General features: G+C 57.1%; 21 protein-coding genes. 12 read left to right on the top strand and 9 right to left on the bottom strand.

Annotated elements, in window-relative coordinates; genetic code table 11:
• Positions 1-172: 172 nt before the first annotated feature.
• Positions 173-1,402, bottom strand: a complete 1,230-nt coding sequence (locus KF767_18190) for an NADP-dependent isocitrate dehydrogenase (protein MBX3019823.1) — start codon at positions 1,400-1,402, stop codon at positions 173-175.
• 331 nt (positions 1,403-1,733) lie between these two features.
• Between KF767_18190 and KF767_18185 the strand changes: the two genes are divergently transcribed.
• The 5 genes from KF767_18185 to KF767_18165 all read left to right on the top strand — a co-directional run bounded on the left by KF767_18185 (position 1,734) and on the right by KF767_18165 (position 5,635).
• Positions 1,734-2,816, top strand: a complete 1,083-nt coding sequence (locus KF767_18185) for a M23 family metallopeptidase (protein ID MBX3019822.1) — start codon at positions 1,734-1,736, stop codon at positions 2,814-2,816.
• Positions 2,803-3,351, top strand: coding sequence for a hypothetical protein (locus tag KF767_18180; GenBank protein ID MBX3019821.1), 549 nt, complete (start codon positions 2,803-2,805; stop codon positions 3,349-3,351). Before KF767_18185 ends, KF767_18180 begins: the two co-directional genes overlap by 14 nt.
• Complete coding sequence (locus tag KF767_18175) at positions 3,348-4,529, top strand: hypothetical protein (protein ID MBX3019820.1); 1,182 nt, start codon at positions 3,348-3,350, stop codon at positions 4,527-4,529. The genes KF767_18180 and KF767_18175 overlap by 4 nt, the downstream gene beginning before the upstream one ends.
• A gap of 2 nt (positions 4,530-4,531) precedes the next feature.
• Positions 4,532-5,032 carry a hypothetical protein gene (locus KF767_18170; protein ID MBX3019819.1) on the top strand — a complete coding sequence of 167 codons (501 nt, stop codon included), beginning with the start codon at positions 4,532-4,534 and terminating at the stop codon, positions 5,030-5,032.
• Between the two features lie 207 nt (positions 5,033-5,239).
• Entirely contained in the window at positions 5,240-5,635 is a 396-nt protein-coding gene (locus KF767_18165; protein MBX3019818.1) for a hypothetical protein, read from the top strand.
• Positions 5,636-5,928: 293 nt separating this feature from the next.
• Here the strand turns inward: KF767_18165 and KF767_18160 are convergent, their stop codons facing one another.
• From KF767_18160 to KF767_18125, 8 genes are all read right to left on the bottom strand, one after another.
• Complete coding sequence (locus tag KF767_18160) at positions 5,929-7,131, bottom strand: molybdopterin oxidoreductase (GenBank protein MBX3019817.1); 1,203 nt, start codon at positions 7,129-7,131, stop codon at positions 5,929-5,931.
• Positions 7,132-7,142: 11 nt separating this feature from the next.
• Positions 7,143-7,697, bottom strand: a complete 555-nt coding sequence (locus KF767_18155; protein MBX3019816.1) for a c-type cytochrome — start codon at positions 7,695-7,697, stop codon at positions 7,143-7,145.
• Between the two features lie 32 nt (positions 7,698-7,729).
• Positions 7,730-8,251: a DUF3341 domain-containing protein gene (locus tag KF767_18150; protein MBX3019815.1), complete on the bottom strand. Its 522-nt coding sequence runs from the start codon at positions 8,249-8,251 to the stop codon at positions 7,730-7,732.
• Complete coding sequence (nrfD, locus tag KF767_18145) at positions 8,251-9,615, bottom strand: polysulfide reductase NrfD (GenBank protein ID MBX3019814.1); 1,365 nt, start codon at positions 9,613-9,615, stop codon at positions 8,251-8,253. The genes KF767_18150 and nrfD overlap by 1 nt, the downstream gene beginning before the upstream one ends.
• Complete coding sequence (locus tag KF767_18140) at positions 9,612-12,776, bottom strand: TAT-variant-translocated molybdopterin oxidoreductase (GenBank protein ID MBX3019813.1); 3,165 nt, start codon at positions 12,774-12,776, stop codon at positions 9,612-9,614. Before KF767_18140 ends, nrfD begins: the two co-directional genes overlap by 4 nt.
• A 37-nt stretch (positions 12,777-12,813) precedes the next feature.
• Positions 12,814-13,350, bottom strand: coding sequence for a cytochrome c3 family protein (locus KF767_18135; GenBank protein ID MBX3019812.1), 537 nt, complete (start codon positions 13,348-13,350; stop codon positions 12,814-12,816).
• Between the two features lie 295 nt (positions 13,351-13,645).
• Entirely contained in the window at positions 13,646-15,274 is a 1,629-nt protein-coding gene (ccsA, locus tag KF767_18130; GenBank protein MBX3019811.1) for a cytochrome c biogenesis protein CcsA, read from the bottom strand.
• Positions 15,274-16,680, bottom strand: a complete 1,407-nt coding sequence (locus tag KF767_18125) for a cytochrome c biogenesis protein ResB (GenBank protein ID MBX3019810.1) — start codon at positions 16,678-16,680, stop codon at positions 15,274-15,276. Before KF767_18125 ends, ccsA begins: the two co-directional genes overlap by 1 nt.
• 120 nt (positions 16,681-16,800) lie before the next feature.
• On the opposite strand from KF767_18125, the gene KF767_18120 reads away from it, so the two are divergent.
• The 7 genes from KF767_18120 (at position 16,801) to KF767_18090 (ending at position 19,892) form a co-directional block, all read left to right on the top strand.
• Complete coding sequence (locus tag KF767_18120; GenBank protein ID MBX3019809.1) at positions 16,801-17,706, top strand: GNAT family N-acetyltransferase; 906 nt, start codon at positions 16,801-16,803, stop codon at positions 17,704-17,706.
• Positions 17,707-17,809: 103 nt separating this feature from the next.
• Positions 17,810-18,019 carry a hypothetical protein gene (locus KF767_18115; GenBank protein ID MBX3019808.1) on the top strand — a complete coding sequence of 70 codons (210 nt, stop codon included), beginning with the start codon at positions 17,810-17,812 and terminating at the stop codon, positions 18,017-18,019.
• A 244-nt stretch (positions 18,020-18,263) separates the two neighbouring features.
• Positions 18,264-18,530, top strand: coding sequence for a response regulator transcription factor (locus KF767_18110; protein ID MBX3019807.1), 267 nt, complete (start codon positions 18,264-18,266; stop codon positions 18,528-18,530).
• Positions 18,521-18,940 (top strand): hypothetical protein, encoded by a 420-nt coding sequence (locus KF767_18105; protein MBX3019806.1) that lies wholly within the window; start codon positions 18,521-18,523, stop codon positions 18,938-18,940. Before KF767_18110 ends, KF767_18105 begins: the two co-directional genes overlap by 10 nt.
• A complete protein-coding gene (locus KF767_18100; GenBank protein MBX3019805.1) occupies positions 18,903-19,259 on the top strand; it encodes a hypothetical protein in 357 nt (118 codons plus the stop codon). The genes KF767_18105 and KF767_18100 overlap by 38 nt, the downstream gene beginning before the upstream one ends.
• A gap of 4 nt (positions 19,260-19,263) precedes the next feature.
• On the top strand, positions 19,264-19,500 hold the full coding sequence (locus KF767_18095) for a hypothetical protein (GenBank protein MBX3019804.1): 237 nt from the start codon (positions 19,264-19,266) through the stop codon (positions 19,498-19,500).
• Positions 19,497-19,892, top strand: coding sequence for a hypothetical protein (locus KF767_18090; GenBank protein MBX3019803.1), 396 nt, complete (start codon positions 19,497-19,499; stop codon positions 19,890-19,892). Before KF767_18095 ends, KF767_18090 begins: the two co-directional genes overlap by 4 nt.
• Positions 19,893-20,345: the final 453 nt, after the last annotated feature.

Below are 20,345 nucleotides of genomic sequence, written 5' to 3'. Positions count from 1 at the left end.
CCCTGAAGCATGGCGCCAATCTTACCCTCGGCCCAGGGAAGGTCAAGTTTTAAGCTCTGTCCCCGTCTCCCGCTTTGGACAAAAAAAGACCCGGAAATTCAGCATTTCCGGGTCCATTTCGCCGTTTTAAAGCCTTTAGGCGAATGCGTCGACGGCGGAGCCGTGACGTGCATCAACTCGCGAGCGCTTTTTCCAGGTTCGTCGCCAAGAGCTTCAAGAAATCTTGAGTCATCATATAGTCCTTTTCCGCGACTTTTTCGCCGTGGATGCAGACCGCGAGGTCCTTCGTCATTTTCCCACTTTCGACGGTCTGCACGCAGACCTTCTCCAGCGTCTGGGCGAAGTGGATGAGCTCGGCGTTGTTATCGAGTTTGCCGCGGAACGCGAGGCCCCGGGTCCACGCGAAGATCGACGCGATCGGGTTTGTCGACGTCGGCTGACCTTTTTGGTGCTGACGGAAGTGACGGGTCACGGTGCCGTGAGCCGCCTCGGACTCCATGATCTTGCCGTCGGGCGTGATCAGGACCGACGTCATCATGCCGAGCGAGCCGAAACCTTGAGCGACCGAGTCCGACTGGACGTCGCCGTCATAGTTCTTACAAGCCCAGACGAATTCACCGTGCCACTTCAGCGCCGACGCGACCATGTCGTCGATCAAGCGGTGTTCGTAGGTGATGCCTTTTTCCGCGAACTTCGTCTTCCACTCTTTCTCGTAGATCTCTTGGAAGATGTCTTTGAAGAAGCCGTCGTACTGCTTCAGGATCGTGTTCTTCGTCGAGAGATAGAGCGGCCAGCCCTTCATCAAAGCGTAGTTGAAGCACGAGCGCGCGAAGCCTTCGACCGACTCGCGGGTGTTGTACATCCCCATGATGACGCCGTCGCCAGGCATATTGAAGACGTCCCACGATTCGGGAGCGCCGCCGCCTTCGGGCGTGAAGGTCATCGTGAACTTGCCTTTGCCTTTGGTCTTCACGTCAGTTGCGCGGTACTGATCACCGAAGGCGTGACGGCCGACGACGATCGGGTGCGTCCAGTTCGGGACTAGGCGCGGAACGTTCGTGCAGATGATCGGCTCGCGGAAGACGGTTCCGTCCAGAATATTGCGGATGGTGCCGTTCGGCGATTTCCACATTTTCTTGAGTTTGAATTCTTCGACTCGCGCTTCGTCGGGAGTGATGGTCGCGCACTTGATGCCGACGCCGTATTTTTTGATCGCTTCCGCGGCCTCGACGGTGACTTTGTCGTCGGTTTTATCCCGGTACTCCATACCCAGGTCGTAGTACTTAATGTCGATATCGAGGTAAGGCAGGATCAGGCGTTCTTTGATGAACGACCAGATCACGCGGGTCATTTCGTCCCCGTCCATTTCGACAACCGGATTCGCGACTTTGATTTTCTTCATGTCAGTCCCTTTGTTTGAGGGCTTTGTTTTAGGCGGAACCGACGCGGGATTCGAGGACTTTTGCCCTGCGTTGAGGCTGACTAAGATCTCATCACCCTCCTGTTAGAGTGAGCACTCCACGGTCCCCCGACCGAGACCGATTTTCAGAGGGAAAATTGAAAAATCCGTGAGGCCCGGCGTCCCAACGCCCTCAAGGGCCGCTCGCCCCGTCTCATTCTGAGAAAACCTCAAGTTGTCTCACTCCTGGACCGATAAGCAGGTTGGTGTCCCGTTTGCTCAATCGAGTCTTGGGTTTGATCGTCTCGCGGAATTGGACGACGGGGAACAGGGGTTGAAACAAGTGAATCGCCATATTCTCATTTTATTTTCGGTGTTTCTTGCGGTGAGCTCCGTTCACGTCGCGCACGCGCAGCGTTCGAAGCGCGTGCTGAAACGCGACCTCGCCACTCAGACCTCCGTCAAAGTCGACGAGACTGCGAAAAAAGATCCCGTCGCGGGCGGCGTCGTTGATACTTCGGCGGCGGGCATCGGCTGGCAGCCCAAACCCGCCCACCCCACCGCAAGCACCGGCGTGGTGGCGATCACGGGAACAACCGGAGCAACGAATCAAGACCAGATGCAAATGCTGCAGGGCCTGATGAGCGCGTTTTCGGGACAGGGACAACCCGCCGCGAGTGGGACCGGGACCAACACCGGAACCAACACCGGCACGAACACGGGAACGAATACCGGGACGACGACGGGAACGACCAATGGAACGAATCCGGTCAACAACGGCACGACCCCGGGGACCTCCGCGGACACGCCGACCTCCAATGCGCCGCTGCCGCAAGACACCAACGTCCGGGACCGCGACTGCTCCGAAACCAGAAAAACATGGCAGCCGCCCAGCAAAGAAAAATTCCGAGTGACAAGTTGTTTCGGCTCACGCGCCAGCAAAGGCGGACGCCACCACAACGGCATCGATATGGTGATGGAGGGCTCGAAGAGCATCAATCCCGTCGCTCCCGGAAAGATCATCAAAGCCGGCGTCGCGGGAGGCTACGGCTGCCAGATCATTATCGAGCACGACTCCTGCCCCGCCGCCATCGGCGGGAACAAGTGTTATTCTCAGTACGCCCATTTGAAGAAAGAAAATGGACGCTGTCCCGGCGGCGAAGGTCAAAAGGTCAACGCCTGCACGAAGATCGCCACCATGGGGAATACCGGCGCGAGCGACGGCGCGCATCTGCACTTCGAGGTCCGCACGGGCCCCGAAAGCTCCACCGCGAAAGATCCCGTCACGCATTTCCGTGAATGGCAAGCGCACTCGAACTACAATTACGAGGCGAGCAGCTGCGGGACCGTCGGCAATGGCCGGGCCCCCGCCCGCATGCAAACACCTGGAGGACGTAACACAAATGGCGTCAACTAAAACATGGATCGTTCTCACGGTGGCTCTGCTTTTTTCGACGCTGTCTTTCGCGCAGGAAGATATCGACTACAATCAATGGGTCGGTCGTGAGCCGAAGGATATGCCCACACTGCTGAAGAACTTCCAGCAGTCCTGTGAGCGTTTTTACCTTCCGCAGATCGAGAAAAAGAAAAAACCTTACGACGTCGCCGAACAGTGGACCCGCGATCACTGCAAATGCGTCATTCGATTCTTCAAGGCGAAAGACGATCCCATGTACGTGCAGATCGTGAACATGGAGCTTCGCGGAGCGCTGAAGTCCATGCCCGCGCTTCCCGCGGAACTGTCCATGTACCTCGAGGAATGGGAAGCCCCGCGCGCCGCTTGCGAGGCCAATCCTCGTCACGTGAGCCAAACCGAACTGGATCAGCGCGCCGAACAAGAAGAGGCTCGACGTCACGCCGATCAGAAAAAGAACAAGATGCGGCCCCTCGACAAATCCAAGCCCCATCTTCCTCACCGTCCGCAAAAGGACAAAAGCGAGGCCCGTGAATGAACACCCGCGTCGTCGCCGGAATGATGGCCCTCGTCTTCGCCTCGACCGCGGTTGCGGCCTTCGCGCAGAAATCTCGTCGCGTCGTTCGCGAAGAAGGACTCAGCGTTCAAACCACGGCACCCGTCGACGGCACGACCACCACGGGCGGCGGAGCCAGTCCGGAAATTTACGGAACTGACGGCGGAGCGACGAAGTCCGCGATCCCCGGCCAGACCGCCGGAACCGGCTTGACCGCAGTGACCGGTAGATCCTCTGACAACACGGCGACTTTACTGAGCGCCGGTCGCGGGGGCGTCGTCACGCCCGTCGTCGCGGCGACGGCCGTGACGGGCATCGTCCCCACCACTTCGAGCGATCAAAGTATGCTCCCCATGCTCCTCGGTGCGCTCGCGAGCGCCCTGGGCGGAGGCGGAGCCAAAACGAACGGTTCGACCAATACGGCCGCGACCAACAACAACCCGAACACCGCGTCCACCACCAATAACAATACGACTCCCGCGGCGAATACCACGCCCGCGTCGACCAGCAGCAATCCGGCGAACGCCACCCCGGCGGTCCGCAACGATCAGGCCGACGCGAAAAAATGTGCGGACTATAAGGACGCCGACAAGGACAAAATCACGCCGCCGTTCCGCTCGGGCCTTCAACTCAAATCTTGCACCTCGGATCCCGCCGCCGGCGGCCCTTACGCCCTGCAACTGCAGGTCAAAAAAGGTGGCGGACAGAACATCAACGTCTACCCGATCGCATCCGGAAAAATCGTCGCGATCGACAAAAATACCGCCTACAAATGCCGGGTCGTCATCAAGCACGACACCTGTCCCATCGTCGGCGTCGCCGCCAGTGGGCCCTGCTATTCGTCCTACGGAGACCTGGATGTCGGTGAAGATGGGAAGTGCCCTAAGGACACGAACTTCACCACCCTCCCCGCCGACGTGACCAAAGACACGAAGATCGGCCATACGAAAACCGATAAAAAGTCGAAGATCGCTTTCGAGATGAGAACGACCCCGGACAAAGTGGCGCTGACGAAAACGTATGAGTGCGCGATCACTCGGTTCGCCGAAGGCTCCAGTAAGAACTCCCGCTGTAGCGCCACCGCCTCCGATCATAGCCGCGACCATGTTCGCTCAGACAGCTTCGCCGTTCCCCCGAAATGGAACGAAGGTACCCGCTAGAGATGAAAGCTCGGGTGGCCCTTCTTTTTTCCACGCTCTGCGCGCTCCCGGCCCTGGGGAACTCGGACTTCCCGCCATTCGATCCGTCGCCTTGGCTAGGGAAGGCCCGCACCACACTCCAAACGCAACTCGACGCCTACCGTGGACTTTGCGTGCGGCGGATCTCGCACGCCGTCGCCACCCTCACTCCCGACTTCAAACAGAATGAAGAGCTCACGAATCAGGTTTGCGACTGCACGACGACCCACTTCCGTCGCGAAAAAAACGTCAACTACGTCCAGGTCGTGAATCTCGAACTTCGCGGCGCCCGGGCGTCGCTTCCGCCGATGCCCACCGAGCTCTCGCTGTACGTCGCGAACTACAACGACGCCGAACTCGAATGCGTGAACACCATTGCGGCAAAACACAATGAGTCCACACGTCGTCTCAAACCGAACGCGGCCAAACCCGTGGTGAAATCGCCCCGACGTCCGACCTCCAGCTCACGCCGCCCCGCCCGCTAGGGTGTTTCCTCAATTTGGCCAAGCGCAGAATCGAGCCCCCTCGCCCGTTTTCACGTCTCAAGCTGAGACCCTTGACCCGTTTTTCCCATTTCTGAAACGTTCTCCGCGCCTTTGTCAGGCGAACCGGAACCCGTCCCCCCGTATTCTGAGTTCATCAGGAACAACACGAATTCGGAAACGACGGATTCAAAAATAAAGGGGAAGCAGATGAAACAACTCAAGATGATGATCGCGGTCTCGGTTCTGGCTCTCAGCGCCCTCATCGGCGAAGTGGCGAAAGCCGACGGCCCGAACGGCAAGTGCTACATCCACGTCACCCGTCCTTGCCACAACAACCTCGGCTATCACCCCGCTCTGGGCTGGTACCAAGACGGTGACCCGATGGCGCAAAACAACGCCGCCCGCTGCGCCCAACGCGCGGTCGAGTGGTTCAACTACTGCAGCGATCCGTTCGGCAATCAAGTCGTGTACAGCGCCTACAACACATTCCTCCGAAGCGGCGGCGAGGCGACGGTCCTCTACTCGGTGAAACACAAAGGCGGCAGCGCCATCACCGGCCCCGGCTCCGCAGGCTACTTCGGCGTCATCGGCACCAATCAATAATCAAAAAAGGAAGCAACAACCCACAACCAACGACAATACCCCGGAAATCCCACGCCCGAGGCCTTCGACAAGCCTCGGGCACCTTCTTTTGGTAGCATCTACTTTCCGGAAGGTAGCAGGTACCTTCCGGAAAGTAGATGCTACCCTCCGGTCTTCGGCAGGCGCAGCCGCGCGCCGACCGGACGAAGTCCGGCACCCGGAAAAACAAAAACGCCACCCAAGGGGTGGCGTTTGAATGCGGAGATGTCCGCGGCCGGCTAGGCGAAGGACGAGCGGCGCGGGCGCCGCTCCCCTTAGTAGGTAACGTGGTGGTTCAGCGCTTCGTTCAGGCGCGGGTCCTTCAACGGGACCAGGCTGTTTTGGCGCAGGAAACGACCGACCATCAGCAGGAAAATTCCCGCGAAGGCCGCCATCGGCAGGATCTCGTACAGACCGAATGCCAGATGGTTGTGGTTGAAGTTCGGGAACACCAACCAGTAAATATCCAGGAATTGCATCATCAGGATCCACACCGACACGATCGCGAGGTGCGCGGGGTTCCGTTTCCATCCCCGGGGCAAAAGCGCCAGGAACGGAATGACGAAGCGACCGATCAGCAGCACCAGCGACAGCTGAGTCCAACCGTTCTGCGAACGCATCAAATAGAACTCGGTTTCCTCGGGAATGTTCGCGTACCAGATCAGCATGAACTGCGAGAACGCGATGTACGCCCAGAAGATCGTGAAGCCCTTCATATACTTCGCGACGTCATGGATGTGCTCGATGTTCAGGTAACCGCTAATGAAGCCGCTGCGACGAACGTACAACATCAGCAGGATCAAAAACGCCATCGAGCTTTGGAACATACCCGAGAAGCCGTAGATCCCGAAGATCGTCGAATACCAGGTCGGCAGAAGCGACATCAGCAAATCGACCGTAAAGAGCGAGAAGAAGATCGCGAAGAACAGGCAGTACGCGACCGACAGACCGACGTTCTTTTTGGTGTGCTCTTCCGAACCGTCTTTATCTTGTTTCAGCGAGTTGCCAACGATCGCGCGCGCGAACAGGAAAACCCCCACCGCGAAGACCACGATCCGCAGGATCATGAACGGCACGTTCAGGTAGGCGGTTTTCGCCGCGACCATCGGGAATTTCTCGAGGACCTCGGGATCCGTCCAGGGGTACAGGTGCTTCACGCCCAACATCAAGACGAGTCCGCCGATCAGGATCATGGGCAGGAAGGCCGTCATGGACTCGGCGAAACGGCGAACCGTCACGCTCCAGCCCGCGTTCGCGATGTGATTGATCACCGCGAAGAACAGACCTCCCAGCGCCAAACACGAGAAGAAGAAGAATGCCATCAGGTAACCGGCCCAACCCCGCTCGGGGTTCATGTAGATGCCGATGCCCGTGCCGATGGTGCCGAGGCCCGCCAGCGCGATGACGATGATTTGCAACAGATTCGAAGGTTCGAATTTGCCGACAAAGAGTTTTTCAGAGTGCGATGCGCCTGCCATCTCTTCCTACCTTATTGTTTCTGCAGATGACGAATGTAGTTCACAAGCTGCCAACGAACTTTTTCGGGCACCATCGAAGCGTAAGGCCCCATGGTTCCCTGCCCCATGGTGACCACGTGGTAAACATGGGCATCGGGCCAGTTCTTGATCTTGTCGGTCAGCAGCGAAGGGATCGGGAGCGGATACTTGCCCTTGATGGGACCGCTTCCGTCACCTTTCACGCCGTGGCAGATCATGCAGTTCGTATTGTAGTAGTTCTGACCCGTCAGCAGGATTTCATCGCTGAAATCGCCCGCCATGGGGTTTTTATTGTCGCGAACCGCGCCTTCGATATCGGTGGGCCAGCGGTAGGGCTTGAAGCCGATGGGCTGAGTGTGCTCGGGCGGCACGCGTGCGCTCATCCCGTCACCCCAAGTGTCGTCCGCCTCTTGAGCGTCGACCGCGGGTTGCTCCATCATATCTTGAATCAGTTCCACGTTCGGCGAGTTGCCGCGCGGACCGCAGCCCGAAAGCGCGAGCGCCGCCGCGACGGCGCCGATGTAAATCACGGGAAGGAGTCGGTTCATGGCTTTCTCCATCTTTTTACTCTTCGTGCCCATTAGTGCTGCGCCTTCTTGATCTCGACGGCGCCGAGCGAGCGGAAGAGCTCTTCGACTTTGGACTCATTAAAGCCCGCATCGTTTTGCGGAATGAAAATCGCGAACTTGTGCGAGGTCAGATCGGGATCGATGGTCGGCGGATCGAACTTCGGAATGCCCGTCGCCACGAAGAGCGACACGACGGCCGAAAGCGCCGCGAACAGGATCGTCAATTCGAACATGATCGGGATGAATGCGGGCAACGAGAAGAACGGCTTACCACCCACGTTGAGCGGCCAGTTGACCGCCGACGTCCAGTAAGTCAGCGCCAAGGCGCCGAGCAGTCCCGCCAAGCCCATGGTAAAGCTCACGTAGGGAATCCAGCTGCGCTTGATGTGACAAGCCTCTTCCATGCCGTGCACGGGATAGGGGCTGATCGCGTCGAACTTGCGGAAGCCCGAATCGTAAGTCGCTTTCGCGGCTTTCACGAAGGCTTCTTCGGTCGTGAAGATCGCGGCGATGCCGCTTTGATATTTAGCCATTAGTGATGACCTCCGCCTTCGCCCTCTTTGCCGACATTCATGACGGGTTTGATTTCCGCGATCGAGATCGCGGGGAACAGGCGCAAATACAGTAGGAACAGTGTCAGGAACATTCCGAAGCTACCGAGCAGGATCGCCGTATCCCAGAAGCTCCATGCGTACATTCCCCAGTTCGCGGGCAGGAAATCGCGGTGAAGCGAAGTCACGGTGATGACGAAACGTTCGAACCACATTCCGATGTTCACGAAGATCGAGACGGTGAACATCACCGGGATCGAGCGACGCGCCCACTTGAACCAGAAGATCTGCGGGATGAAGACGTTACAGATGATCATCGTCCAGTACGACCAAGCGTAAGGACCCGACGCGCGGCTGATGAAGAACACGTAGCGCTCGTAGATGTTGCCTGAGTACCAAGCGACGAAGAACTCCGAACCGTAGGCGTAACCGACCATCAGACCGGTGGTCATGATGATCTTGTTCATCACTTCCATATGATCCAGCGTCACGTAGTCTTTGAACGCCGGGAAGCCGATCCGAACCAGCGTCATCAGCGTCACGACCATCCCGAAGCCCGAGAAGATCGCGCCCGCAACGAAGTACGGAGGGAAGATCGTGGTGTGCCAGCCCGGAAGCTGCGAAACCGCGAAGTCGAACGAGACGATGGTGTGAACCGAGAGGACGAGCGGCGTCGAAAGACCGGCCAGCAAGAGATAAAGCATCTCGTAGTGCGACCAGTTGCGAGCCGTTCCGCGCCAGCCCAAGGACAGCGCGCCGTAAACGACTTTACGGATTTTATTCTTCGCGCGGTCACGGATGGTCGCGAAGTCGGGAACCAAACCGATGTACCAGAAGACGATCGAGACGGTCGCGTAAGTCGAAACCGCGAAGACGTCCCACAGAAGCGGCGAACGGAAGTTCACCCAGAGAGGTCCCCGTTGGTTCGGGTACGGGAACAGCCAGAAATCCAGCCAAGGACGACCGGTGTGGATCAGCGGGAAGATCCCGGCGGTCATGACCGCGAAAACCGTCATCGCTTCCGCGGTGCGGGCGACCGAGGTCCGCCACTTCTGACGGAACAAGAACAGGACCGCCGAGATGAGCGTGCCGGCGTGACCGATCCCGATCCAGAAGACGAACGTGATGATCATCGTTCCCCAGCCGATGGGGTTGTTCACACCCAAAAGCCCCATCCCCGTCGAGATCACGACCGCGACGCTGATGATGTAGAACAGGAAGAGCGTTTTCGCGCCCAAGAACATTCCGATCCAGCCTTTGCCGGGGAAGCTCTCAACGGGAGCGACGATATCTTCGGTGATATCCTTCAGTGTCTTGTTACCAAGAACGAGTTCGTTGCGTTTCATGAGTGTGTGTCCTCGTGCTTCTCAGTCTTTTGTCCTTGGTGCGCGCCGTCCTGGAAACGAGTCTCCTGGTAGTTATTCCGGATCTTCGTCAGGTAGCGAACGCTGGGAGCCGCGCCGAACTCTTCCAGCAGTGCGTACGCACGCTGTTGCTTCATGGCCTTCGACACCCGGCTGTTGGGATCGTTCATGTCACCGAAAATGATGGCGCCCGCAGCGCAGCTCGCTTCACAAGCTGTCGTCGCGTCTCCGTCACGCAGATCGCGCTTTTCGAGTTTCGCCACGAGCTTCGCTTCTTTGATCCGGTGAACGCAGAACGTGCACTTCTCCATGACCCCGCGCGAACGGACCGTGACGTCCGGGTTCAGCGCCAAGTGGAGCGGCTTTTGGATGTTCTTCGCGTAGTTGAACCAGTTGAAGCGGCGAACTTTGTAGGGGCAGTTGTTCGAGCAATAACGAGTTCCGACACAACGGTTGTAAACCATGTCGTTCAGACCTTCCGACGAGTGGACGGTCGCGAGGACCGGGCACACCGTTTCGCAAGGCGCGTTGTCGCACTGCTGGCACATCACCGGCTGGAAGACGACTTCGGGATTCTCGGGCGTACCGACGTAGTAACGGTCGATGCGCAGCCACTGCATTTCGCGGCCTTCGATCACGTAGCGTTTACCGACGACGGGAATGTTGTTTTCCGACTGGCAGGCGACTTGGCAAGACCCGCAACCGTTACAGGTATTGAGGTCCACCGCCATGGCCCACTTGTGACCATTGTATTGGTGACCGCTCCACATCGACCAAACGTGGCCGGGAGCGTTTCCAGTCGCTTCGTTCTTCAAGTACTGCTTGAGAGTCGCTTCGACGACGATCTTACGACCTTCCATCGTGTGGTGGCTCTGCACCGACGCGAGCTTCATGTTCTTGCCGGTCTTTTTCAACGTGACGGCCTGACCTGCGGTGATCACTCGTTTCCCATTCATGACCATGAGCGGAACCGCGCTGACGCCGATCTTGTTACCGACCTGACCCGTGTGGGTGCGTCCGTAACCGATCGCGAGTGCGAGCGCTTCGTCATGCTGACCGGGCTGGATATGCACGGGAACTTCAATCGACTTGTCGCCGACTTTCAGTTCAACGATATCGCCTTCTTTCAACTTCTCTTTTTCGGCCACTTTCAGCGACACCGAAACGTAGTTGTCCCAGCAGATTTTAGTCACGGGATCGGGTTGCTCGTGCAGCCACGACACGTTCGTGAGCGTTCCGCCCGCAAACATCGACGTGGGGTACAAAACGAGCTGGTAACCTTCGACCGCGGCCGAGGGTTTCACTTGCGAGAGCGCCGCCGTTCGGAACGAACGCGCACTGCCCGCCGAACCTTCGAGGGCCGTGCCCGCGAAACCGTTTTGCAGAGTCTGGTCCCAGAAATCGTCGAAGGCTTTGCCGCCGCCGACTTTGGGCGCGATCTCGGTGCGCCAGTAAGCGCGGAGATAATCGTAGTAAGTTTCAAATTCGGTCAGACGTTTCGGACCTTTTTCCGCGAGGTACGCCCACGACATCAGCGTCAGCTGGAACGAGCGGGTATCGTACATCGGACGGATGGTCGGTTGCTGCAGAACGAACAAGCCTTCAACGGGCTGAGCGTCGTTCCAACCTTCCATCACGTGGTTATCGGGAAGAACGTAATCCGCGTATTGCGAAGTCTCATCATTGCGATCCGCGGTCGAGACGACCAGCTTCACTTTCTTGAGCGCCTCGACGAAATCTTTCGCAAGCGGCGAAGAGTAAACCGGGTTCACCGAACCATGCATGATCAAGGTCTTCACCGCACCCGCGTTGATGTCCGCGATCAAGTCCGCAAGACCGATATTCGGCGATTGCACTCCAAGGGCGCGGCCATGCTCGACCGTTTTGCCGTCGTTCCCGAGAACCGAGTTCAGGAAATTCACCGCCACTTGCAGCGAGATCCCATCGACGGTTTCGGTTTGCGGCCCACCCGCAACAACGAGAGTCTCGCCGTCCATTTTCGCGAGATCCGAAACCATCTGGTCCCAGAGCGCCTGTTCAACACCCAATTTCGCTGCCGCGCCCGCGAAGGGACGAAGCACCGATGCGACATCACCGTTCCCGGCGAAGGCCGAGATCTTCTTGCCGACGACGAGATCATGAGCCAGACCCATGACGACGTCGAGCTGCTGCGTGGGCTTGATGCGCACGCGGATATCCGCGTTCGCGCCCGTCAGTGAATAGGTCGATTCGAACGCCACCAGACGGTTCATCGTCTTGGGATCGCGGCGACCGTCGGCGAACTGTTTCGAAAGCTGATTGGTCATGTGGTAGGTGCCGAGGAAGTCCCCGTCCACCGAGATGATCATCTTCGCGCGATCCAGACGCAGGTTCGGGATCTGGCGCGTGCCGTAGGACGCTTCCTGACCCGCGCGCACGCTGTCGACCGAAACGTCGTCGTAACCGTAGACTTTCGCGCCGAAGGCCTGCGCGAAATCCCCGATCAAGGCGTTCGTGGTGGGCGAGCTGACGCCCGGGATCAAAAGGGCGACGCCGCCCTCTTTGAGTTGCTTCACGATCGCTTCATCCGCCGCTTCCCACTTCACCGTGATGGTGTCGCGGTTGGTGCGGTTTTTCGTGGCGTCGTTTTTGTCGTAACGTTGCAGGTTGTGCAGGGGCGAGCGCGAGCGATCCGGATCGTACAACGACAGGATGTGCGCATGACCGCGCGAAGAGACGCCGTAACCGGTGGGGAATTTCTTGTTCCCTTCGACCATCAGCGGACGTCCCTCACGGGTACGGATCAGAACGCCCGAAGTGTCCAGACCGTCCGAGTACACCGACGAGTAGTAGCTGGCTTGGCCGAGCACGACCTCTTCGGGCTGTTTGTTGTAAGGAACGATTTTCTGTACCGGGCGGCGAATGCAACCCGAAGCCGACAGCGCGAGCGACGCCCCCATCAGCTTCAGGAATTCGCGGCGAGCCCAGCCTTCTTCGTTGGAATTCTCACGCAAAGGCGAGCTGTTGAATTCCGCTTCCGCGAGCTTTTGGAACTCGGGATCTTGGCCCCACTGCTCCAGGCTGTTCCAGTAACGCGCATCGCGTTCGCCGGCCGAAGGGTGCGGGGACTTTTCTTTGTCGTGATGATTGTGATCGAGTGACATCCGTCTTTTCCTCTTGATCGAGATCTTTACGTCAAACCTAGTGGTGGCAGGTCGAGCAGTTCAGCGGCGCTTTGTTCTCGGGTTCGCGGTGACAGTTCACGCACCAACCCATGCTCAGATCCGCATGCTGATAAACCTTCGCCATCTTCTCGATTTCGCCATGGCAAGTCTGGCAATTCACGCCTTTTTGGACGTGAGCTTGGTGCGAGAATTTGACGTGATCGGGAAGCATGTGAACTTTGGTCCACGCGATCGACTTTCCAGCGTCGTAAGCATCGCGCAGTTTTTGAATTTCGGGGCTGTCCGTTTTGACGACCATGTGGCAGTTCATGCAGGTCGAAAGCGCCGGAATATTCGAGTGATTGGAGCGCTCGACTTGCGAGTGGCAATACTGACACTGGATTTGGTTTTGACCGACGTGGAGTTCGTGCGAGAACGCAATCGGTTGATCCGGTTGGTAGCCTTGGTTGTAGCCGACGCCGAACTGAAATTTACAGCCCGCGAGGAAGCACGAAGCCGCGATCAAGGCGAAGATCGCCCCGCGAAGACTCCGTTGAATAACCTTTCGTTGCATACGTAATCCTGCTTGTCCTCAGTGGAGAGTCGAGTTGAGTCTATTGACGTAAGTCTCTATTTCTTAAACGTTTCTTTATTCATGGACTAATCAATACTTAGAATCAACTTTCTTTTTGAAAGCCTGTTGAGAACGAAAGTCGTTACGACAACTGGGGAATTCGCCGACAGCGATGCCAAAAAAAGAGGCCCGTGAAGAACATCACGGGCCTTGATGATTTTTAAATTTTGCCGAATTGAGCGGCAGTCCGGAAAACCTTGTCCCACAACATTTTCGCGAACTCGGTGCGGACTTCTTAGCTCCGAATGCTGTCGCGACGAACGACTCCGACGAACACGACGTACAAAATATGGAGGGCCACAAAACCCGCCACGTACTCCACGCCCCCGGCGCCAAAGCCGTAGGAATGAAGCCCTGCGCCAAGAACGTAATTCACTCCGTACCAAGCCATGATGACCAATGAGAACGTCAAGATGGCCGCGGCACACATCCCGAAATTACGTAACAGTCCCGCCAGGCGTCCGTGCAGAACCGCGAGGTAGCCCAGAAGCGCGATGAGCGCCCAGGTCTCTTTCGGATCCCAACCCCAGAAGCGGCCCCAAGAGTAGTCGGCCCAGATTCCGCCCAAGATAATTCCCGGAGCCAAAAACGCGATGCCGATTTGGATCGCGCGGTAAAGCGCGAGCGTGATGCCGCGAATGCGATCTTGAAAACGTTTTTCGTCGCGCAGGAAAAGGTAAAGACCGTAATCCCCGAGCGCGAACGCCAGGAAAAACGCCGCGTAGCTGATCGTGATGGTGAGAACGTGCGTGGTCAGCCAGAAGTTCGAACGCAAAACGGGCTCAAGCGGCTGAATGCTCGCGTCCAAGACCGCGGGCGCCATGTCCGCCAGAATCAAACAGAACGCGCCCACGGCCGCGCCCGCCGTGATGATGAAACGCCAACGGTAGATCCATTCGATGATCATGGCGAAGACGACCGTCCCCAAACTCACCCACACGACGGTCTCGTACATATTGGTCACCGGCGCGCGATCGGTCAGATAGGTGCGCACGCCGAAGCCGTAAATGTGCAGCAAAAGCCCGATCACCGAAAACACCCAGGTCGCCGTCACGAAGCCGGGTTTTTTGAACATCCAGAAAAAGCCCATCGCCACGAGCGCAAGCAGATAAGAGGTGTAAGCGTAGCGGAAGGGATGCACGCGGTTGTAGCTGACCTCGGTATCCACCTTCGTCATGCTCGGAAAGAGCGCGGGGTTTTCCGCTTGGACGAGCGCGATGAACTCGTCCACGTGGGTCTTCAGCGCCGCCCGCGCGGCCGACGTATCGCCTTCAGGGTTCAAGGTTCCCACGAACTCCTTCGTGATCTCCATGAACTTGTCTTGGAAGGGCTGCGGCATTTCGTTCAGCGCGATCCAGGTCTCGCCTTCTTTCGGCGGCAAGATCCGCAACATCCGACCGCTGGCAATTTCACGGAAGGTGAAGAGCTGATTTTCCAACCGTTGGATGGCTTGGAAGTAAGGGTCGAGCTTCTCTTTGGTCTCGCGCTTGGCCTGCAGATCGCGCATGACGACGCTGAGGCGATCGCTCGACAGAATCTCCTGCGGCGAAAAATGCATCCGCGTCTCTTCCAATTTCAGACCGCGTTTCACCAGGTGGTGACGGATTTCGAAGAACTGTTTTTCCTCCCACGCCTTCGGCTGCAGGATCCAGGTCATCACGATTTCGGTCGCGGGCTTTTCCTCGAAGGACTGCTTTCCGTAGATCAGCGCCAGGTGTTCGCGCGCGAAGGTGTCGTAGGGTTTGATCCGTCCGCCCTCTTGGACCGGCAACCGGTCCAGCGGCGAGGAGGCCTGAGCCAGGCTCGCGAAAACGAAAAGGGGGAAAAGAAGCGTCAACAGAGCGAGGAGATTTCGGCGAATCATCAGAAGTCCTCTTTCATGGTCGTGGGGGCGATCGCACGGGCGCTACGGCGTTTATCGTAAAAGAGCCAAATCACCCCGAACGAGATGATCAGACTTCCCAGATACTTAATCCAACGTCCCGGATCGTCGTTGATCGAAAAAATCGAGGCGATGGGCTGACCGTCAGGACCGTCTTGAAAGCTCGCCTGATAAACGGTTTTGCCCATGTGTTTGAGCGGCTCGTTCATCGAAATCATCTGCTCGCCCACGCCCGGAACTTCCACCAAACTCGCGTAACTGGCCGCCCGCATAGTGCCCTGATAGCGACCGACTTCAAACTTCTTCAGGAAAACATCGAAGCCCAAATCCACGCGACGATTTCCGAACGCCACAATATAGACGGCGCGATCGGTGAACATCTTGAGCGTGTCATTCAGCTGCAACCAGTGCTTCTTGCCTTGGAAATCAACTTCGATGGCCGAGTTCGAAAGTTCGGTCGGACGATCGAGATCTTGAAAATCCCAAGTCTCTTCGGCTTTCGCGAAAACCCGCAAAACTCGGAACTCCAAATCCATCCAGCCCGGATTGAAGTTGTCGCCTTCTTTCACCACGCCGGTCAGGGGTTTTCGTCCTTCGTCTTTATAAAAGACCTTATAATCAAGCGCCCCGTCGGGCCGCAACTTGAAGAAGACTTCGTTCGCATCCTGACGATTCTGCGGAATCTCGCCGAAGAAGACCTTCGCGGGCCCGAAGTCGTGCTCGACGATGTCGCCGTCGCGTTTTTGCACGAGCCACTCGATCACATTCACGCGTGAATTGACGACTTGAAACCGCAGCGCGGGCCCCAGACGCGGATTGTCGCTGGGAATGACCTTACGCGAGGTCACGACAAACGGACGGTAAGCCGTGATCTTGAGCGGTCCCGCATCCGTCACGATCTCGACGGGATGTTTTTTGGGATCGCGGCGGTCGAAGTCGACCGGTGTTTCCATGAGTTTCGCGAACTGATCGCCGTCGAACGAAGTCCAGACACTGAAGTCCGTTTCTGGAAGCGTGACGAAACGATTCGACTGACCGATTCCGACACGCAAACTTCCGTCCAGACCATAACGCCACGTCAGAAAAGATCCGAAAAGAAGGACCAAAATTCCGATATGCGCCGACACGAAAGCGATATGACGGCGTTTCCACGGCCAACGATCCACCATGACCGCGATCAAGTTCACGCACAAAAGCCCCATGATGGCGTACATCCACAACGTGTCGTACACCCACTTCTTCGCGATGGGGGCATTGTAACTGGATTCGACGAAAGTGCCGACGGCGGTGATCGTGGCGAGCGCCAATATCACGAAAACCGCGAGCTTCAGCGACGCGAGAGACTTAACGATCCGGTCCGACCAAGAGAGCGATCCTTTTCCGTTCATGTTGGCTCGCAATTTACCCCATTTCGAGGTTCGGGCAATGGAATTTGCAGTATTGCGTTAAGAAACTGAAAGAATCCATGACCAGAATCTGACGGCGAGGTCGTCGCAACAGACGATAAGATGAAGTCACGAAAACGCGGTTGTTCGCTCAAGACCCAAGGAGGGACCATGCTCGACTACGTGAAACTTCGTCGCAACAAGATCCACAAGTTCCAAGCCAAGGTGAAGATCCACTCGGATAAAGGACCCTTCATCTTGAAAACGATTTCGAACTCCGACGAACTCATCGAAGCGCTGCGCCTGCGTTACCAAGTGTTCCATCGCGAAATGCTCGGCAAGTCGAAGCCCACCGGGATCGACGTCGACGAATACGACTTCATCTGCGACCACCTGGCGATCATCGACAAAAAATCCGGGCGCATCATCGGCACCTACCGACTCAACTGCAGCCTGTTCTCACAGAACTTCTACTCGGCGCAAGAATTCAATCTTCGCCGCGTGATGGAAGAACCCGGTGCGAAATTGGAACTGGGGCGTGCCTGCATCCACCAGGATTTCCGCAAAGGCCTCGTAATTTCGCTTCTGTGGCGCGGAATCGCGGAATACATGGTGGCGACGGACTCGAAAATCCTGTTCGGCTGCGCCAGCATCAAAACCGAAAGTGCCCGCGAAACCGCCCTTCTTTATCATTACTTCCAACGCGACGGCCGCTTCCATTCGAACTACTGGTGCCCGCCCACGCTGCGTTATTCCATGCCGCAGCTGGAGTTGTGGATCGAGAAGTTCTCGCAAGGGATCACCGCGGAGGATCTCGAAAAGGTCGAGTCCATGATCCCCCCGCTCGCGCGCGCGTATCTGAAGGCCGGGGCGTATCTGGGCGGCGAACCCGCTTATGATCCCGATTTCAAGTGTATCGACTTCTTGACGATCCTGCCCCGAGAGAACTTAAATAAGATTTACCTGAACGCCTTCAGGATCAAGCACACAACACCACGGGACGAGAGAGATTTTGGAAATCTTCAGTGACTTCACGGCGTTGATTCGGCGCCCGTAAAAGCACGCTATCGTCTTAAGGCACCCCCATTTGACCGCATTTTTGTCAAATTTTGGCAAATGCAGAGGTGGGGCGATGAGCATAGAACTGACCGAGTACACCGACCGCGAGTTGATCGTAAAACTCGCCACGCGCGTTACAAATCTTGAGAACTACATCCAAGATCAGGACCGTAGAATCACGCAGCTTGAGGGCCTCGTTGACGGCCTTCTGCTTGATCGTAACCCCGAGTCCGCCCCTGCCCGTGTCATCGCGTTTCCGATGAAGCCTCGGGGGGACGCATGAGCGTGCCGACACATCCATACGACTGTGCCTTCGCAACAACGGTTAGAACGTCAGATCGACTTACTGAAGAAACCGTAGATTTTGTCTATGAGGGTTTAACGAAGCGCGAGTATTTCGCCGCTGCTGCACTACAGGCGACTGTTCGATTTTGGCAGGACGGCGGGCGAACACACGCTTCAGTGGCCGCTGCACAAGCTGTCGAATACGCCGACGAGCTAATCAGAGCGCTCAATGGGGAGGCCACATGACCTTCGCTGGCCCCGGAGCCGCGACGGCCCTCTACGACTCATGCCCCAAGATCAAAGCTCTCTGCGATACCTACCAGATGACGCCTCACCAGGCGCGCGTCTGCAAGGCGCTCCATGAAGGTACGACGATCAAGGTCATCGCGCTCGGGCAGAACGATAGCATTAAGACTGTGAGCCATCACCTGCGCGAAGTTTATCGCAAACTTCAGGTGTGTAATCGCGTCGGAGCAGAGCTCGCAACGAGGGACATCGTATGTCCGTGATCGAGATGCTGGCTGAGAAGGTGAAGCAGCTTGAAGAACGCGTGGCAAAGCTCGAGGCGGCAAAGAAGAAGCCCAGGCCTTCTCGCGCGCTCGTCGTAACCGAACCGATCCAACTGACGCCTTCCATCGCGATCAACATCTCGAAGGAACTCATGCAGTCGTGGGCCGACACCTACCCGCCTGAATATCTGCAACACGAATGGAAAGCCGCGCGGAACTACATCCTCGCGAACCCGCACAAGACGAAACAAAACTGGGGCCAATACTTCAACAATTGGTTTAAACGCGGCTGGGACAGGTACTCCGCGACACTGAAAAGCAATCCCGCACTCGTCACTGAAGATGAGCTGCGATCGTTACTAAGAGGGCAAGATGCTGAGCGAGAAAAAGTTTCTGGAGGGAATGAATAAACTTGGAGAGGTGCAACCGAAGGTCCTCGTGAAAGCGAGACTCCTTCGTTACCTAGAAGCGGTCAGAGATCTGAACGACAAACAATTCGAGCGTCTGGTGAACCACTTCCTCGACACCATGGGGAACTGGCCGCCGACTCCTGATGAGTTTCGAAGCGCAGCCATGACCATCAAAAACACGGACGCCGACCGCTACTTCAAAGAAGAAGCACGGAACCCGGCAACCGAAGCACAGCTGCAAGAGATTCTGAACAAATACGGGGTGAAGACAATTGAGGAGGCAGTCAGGAAGGCCGCTCCCTCGCAGAAAAAAGAGTGAACGGATGAACTCGAAAGCGACCAGACAGGCCATCTTCAAAGAGATGCTGACGGTGAAGACCCGAGACACGGTGCTCGCTGTTTACCGCATTGTTTGGCTCGTCGAAGTGAAAGGGCTCACGGAAACGGAAGCCCGACTGAAAGTGAAGCAAAGACTGGGGCACCTGGGGCAGCACTCTAGGTTCACCCTGAGACTATACAAACTGAGAAAACGCCTCAGAGAGGGGCTGGAGGAAAGATGAACGAAGGAAAAGAAGCACGAAACATGAACAAGCGCGCAGCGATTTATCGCCGCATCACAGAACTAAATAACAAGGGCCTGAAGCCGATCTCGATCGTCGATGTGCTCAATCGGGAAGGGATGTTCACGGTGCGTGGAAACCATTGGACGATTCAGCTCTACCGCGCGTTCCTGCACAACTACCGCGTGTCGACAGGCGCGCCCAAGCTGCGTAAACGCCGGCAAGTGAAGGCTCAAGACACATCCCTGCCCGCAAAGATTCAAGCAGTGAACATCACCGCTAAAGGCGACGCAGCCGTCAAAGACGCAGTCGACCTCATCGAGATGATCTTCGCCTCGAATATGTCAAAAGACCGTAAGCGCCGCACAGTCTCTGCGCTGGTGGCTGAGTAGAACCATGCGCGACTTCCTGGACCGTCAGACCAAGATTCGAGAGGCGAAGATCGCGGCGGAGTACGCTGCGGTTGCTTTCGCGCTGGGTCTTCTCTGGGGAGTCGCGCTCGCAATGCACTGGATGAGGTGAAAGCCTACCAAGTCCTTACGACTCACCCGAACGGCCATGTGTCGCTCGATCCGACTTTCGTAACGGAGAAACAGTTCGCGAGTTGGCAAACGGACACAGTGAACAAGCAGCGGCTCTTTACCGAGGGCCACAGCATTGAGGTGGAGGAGTAGAAAAAACCAAAAACCGTGGGAGTGCGCGCCTCCGGCAGCATTTGCTATCCCTGGCCCGGGGTCCACGAGAGGGCGCTTTGAGATGGGCTGTGTTGGGCCGAGTTACTTCCTGGGTGTACACCTAACAGGGATCTCCGGATCGAAACCACAGCACAGTCCTTCTGAGAGCGG

This window comes from Pseudobdellovibrionaceae bacterium, assembly GCA_019637875.1.
Classification (GTDB): Bacteria; Bdellovibrionota; Bdellovibrionia; order Bdellovibrionales; family Bdellovibrionaceae; genus JAHBUW01.
This window is presented reverse-complemented; position numbering and strand designations above follow the sequence as displayed.

What these genes read in the sequence shown, in the direction of transcription:
- KF767_18170 (MBX3019819.1), top strand. Translation starts at nt 4,532, where the DNA reads ATGAAAGCTCGGGTGGCCCTTCTTTTTTCCACGCTCTGCGCGCTCCCG.
- nrfD (MBX3019814.1), bottom strand. Translation starts at nt 9,615, where the DNA reads ATGAAACGCAACGAACTCGTTCTTGGTAACAAGACACTGAAGGATATC.
- KF767_18165 (MBX3019818.1), top strand. Translation starts at nt 5,240, where the DNA reads ATGAAACAACTCAAGATGATGATCGCGGTCTCGGTTCTGGCTCTCAGC.
- KF767_18090 (MBX3019803.1), top strand. Translation starts at nt 19,497, where the DNA reads ATGAACGAAGGAAAAGAAGCACGAAACATGAACAAGCGCGCAGCGATT.
- KF767_18180 (MBX3019821.1), top strand. Translation starts at nt 2,803, where the DNA reads ATGGCGTCAACTAAAACATGGATCGTTCTCACGGTGGCTCTGCTTTTT.
- KF767_18105 (MBX3019806.1), top strand. Translation starts at nt 18,521, where the DNA reads ATGTCCGTGATCGAGATGCTGGCTGAGAAGGTGAAGCAGCTTGAAGAA.
- KF767_18190 (MBX3019823.1), bottom strand. Translation starts at nt 1,402, where the DNA reads ATGAAGAAAATCAAAGTCGCGAATCCGGTTGTCGAAATGGACGGGGAC.
- KF767_18100 (MBX3019805.1), top strand. Translation starts at nt 18,903, where the DNA reads ATGCTGAGCGAGAAAAAGTTTCTGGAGGGAATGAATAAACTTGGAGAG.
- KF767_18120 (MBX3019809.1), top strand. Translation starts at nt 16,801, where the DNA reads ATGAAGTCACGAAAACGCGGTTGTTCGCTCAAGACCCAAGGAGGGACC.
- KF767_18135 (MBX3019812.1), bottom strand. Translation starts at nt 13,350, where the DNA reads ATGCAACGAAAGGTTATTCAACGGAGTCTTCGCGGGGCGATCTTCGCC.
- KF767_18175 (MBX3019820.1), top strand. Translation starts at nt 3,348, where the DNA reads ATGAACACCCGCGTCGTCGCCGGAATGATGGCCCTCGTCTTCGCCTCG.
- KF767_18115 (MBX3019808.1), top strand. Translation starts at nt 17,810, where the DNA reads ATGAGCATAGAACTGACCGAGTACACCGACCGCGAGTTGATCGTAAAA.
- KF767_18095 (MBX3019804.1), top strand. Translation starts at nt 19,264, where the DNA reads ATGAACTCGAAAGCGACCAGACAGGCCATCTTCAAAGAGATGCTGACG.
- KF767_18155 (MBX3019816.1), bottom strand. Translation starts at nt 7,697, where the DNA reads ATGAACCGACTCCTTCCCGTGATTTACATCGGCGCCGTCGCGGCGGCG.
- ccsA (MBX3019811.1), bottom strand. Translation starts at nt 15,274, where the DNA reads ATGATTCGCCGAAATCTCCTCGCTCTGTTGACGCTTCTTTTCCCCCTT.
- KF767_18140 (MBX3019813.1), bottom strand. Translation starts at nt 12,776, where the DNA reads ATGTCACTCGATCACAATCATCACGACAAAGAAAAGTCCCCGCACCCT.
- KF767_18110 (MBX3019807.1), top strand. Translation starts at nt 18,264, where the DNA reads ATGACCTTCGCTGGCCCCGGAGCCGCGACGGCCCTCTACGACTCATGC.
- KF767_18150 (MBX3019815.1), bottom strand. Translation starts at nt 8,251, where the DNA reads ATGGCTAAATATCAAAGCGGCATCGCCGCGATCTTCACGACCGAAGAA.
- KF767_18160 (MBX3019817.1), bottom strand. Translation starts at nt 7,131, where the DNA reads ATGGCAGGCGCATCGCACTCTGAAAAACTCTTTGTCGGCAAATTCGAA.
- KF767_18125 (MBX3019810.1), bottom strand. Translation starts at nt 16,680, where the DNA reads ATGAACGGAAAAGGATCGCTCTCTTGGTCGGACCGGATCGTTAAGTCT.